The organism is Acidisoma silvae (assembly GCF_020618775.1).
Lineage (GTDB): Bacteria > Pseudomonadota > Alphaproteobacteria > Acetobacterales > Acetobacteraceae > Acidisoma > Acidisoma silvae.
The window spans coordinates 1-1,499 of record NZ_JAESVB010000065.1; the positions used below are offsets into that span (position 1 = coordinate 1).

Consider the following 1,499-nt stretch of genomic DNA (forward strand, 5'->3'; position numbering starts at 1 on the left):
GTAATCGCGAGCGGAGCAGCACGAGGCGCGTTGCCATGACCAGCCAATCGGCCCGGCGCTCGATCGGGACGCGGTCCCGCAACTGCTCGGACGCCGCCAGGAATTGCTCGACGAGAAGGAGCATCGACATACGGCCAAGGTCGATGCGCTGCCTCTCGACCAGATCGAGGAGCAGGTCCATCGGCCCGTCGAACCCATCGAGATGCAACATGGGCACCGCCGGCAAGCGGGCGTCTAACGCTTCGTTTGCTGTTGCACGATGGAGCGGCCGCTCATCCTCCCAGCTGAGGTCGATCGTGGCAAAGGCGATCGGCGTCCCGCCGCCATCCTCGCCCTCGGCCACCATCAATCAGCCGGCCGTGGCGGCAGCCGAGGCTGCAGCACGACGCGCAGATCCGGCCAAGCGGCAGCAATCTTGGCCATTGCCACATGCGGCGTCTCACCGGAGGTGAAGAAGCCATAGCCGAGCACGGTATGACCGGCCGGCAAGCGCCGCCCCGGCCGGGCATCGGGCCGCGAAGTTACTTGGCGCGGTTGGTCGGAGAGACCCCAATGCGCCAGCAACCAGGCCTGGGCTTTCGGGTGGGTTGGTTCATGGAGCAAGACGTCCGCCGGCACCGGCAGCAGAGCATGAAGATCAAACGCGCAGGCGCGGCTCGTGCCGACGAGGGCTGCGGCCCGTGCTGTCCGGGCTTCGACCCGCTCACGGAATTGCCGCGCCAGAATGCGGCAGCCCTCGACCGTCAAGGACCGCATCGCCTTCGGCTGGGAGACCGCGAGGTTAAACATGTCTTCCTCGATGCGGGCGCCGTCCACCCGCCAGGGCACAATCCCCGATCCGCGCGCGGCCGCCGCGAAGGCCGCGATCCGGTCGGCCGACCCGGTAAAGGTCAAACGATGATAGAGCCAGGCCCCCTGCCCCGGTTCCTGGACCGAGGCCGGATCAATCGCATCACGCGCCGTCGGTCGCCGGCCAAGTTTCTTGGGCAGCGGCGGCATGGTCTCGGGCAGAGGGGGCGCCTCGGCCGGCGCCAAGTCCTCGTCCCAGGGCGTCCGGAACATCAGAGGTCGAGTGCTCCGGCCGGGCTCTCCGTCACCAAGCCAGCCCGCTGCACATAGCCCCGCATGGTGCGAAGGTCGCGATGCCGCGTGTGGCGCATGATGTCCTCGTCGCGCACACCTTTATGATAGGCCTCGGTGATGAAGCCGCCGCGCAGCGAATGCGCACTCAACCGCTCAAAGCCTGGGAGCGTGATGCCCGCCAAACCGATGCGCCGCGCGAGAATGCGGCGGACGGAATCGGGATTGAGCGCGGCGTCGCCAATCCGGTCGCCGACACTGATGCGCCGGAAAAGCGGTCCGGCTTTGCGACGGGCCACGGCCTGCCAGGCATGGAAGGCGCGGACCGGACAGGTTTCGACATGACGACCGCGCGGCAGGCCGATCTCAGCCCCCTGCCCCGCCTGATCGGTCTTGCCGCGGCGGATTCGGATCCGTAA

1 protein-coding gene and 2 pseudogenes are annotated in these 1,499 nt (G+C 67.9%); all 3 read right to left on the minus strand.

Translation table 11 applies throughout. The annotated features are described in order from the left end of the window. Positions 1-349 (minus strand): annotated as a pseudogene (locus ASILVAE211_RS25790) (hypothetical protein); the annotation flags it as partial. Continuing rightward, positions 346-1,062, minus strand: a complete 717-nt coding sequence (locus tag ASILVAE211_RS25795; RefSeq protein WP_227324209.1) for a hypothetical protein — start codon at positions 1,060-1,062, stop codon at positions 346-348. The gene ASILVAE211_RS25795 and the pseudogene ASILVAE211_RS25790, both read right to left, overlap by 4 nt. Next, a pseudogene (locus tag ASILVAE211_RS25800) lies at positions 1,062-1,499 on the minus strand (site-specific integrase); the annotation flags it as partial. The pseudogene ASILVAE211_RS25800 and the gene ASILVAE211_RS25795, both read right to left, overlap by 1 nt.

Bases quoted from the DNA above. Each gene is read 5' to 3' on its own strand.
- ASILVAE211_RS25795 (WP_227324209.1), bottom strand. From the start codon at position 1,062: ATGTTCCGGACGCCCTGGGACGAGGACTTGGCGCCGGCCGAGGCGCCC.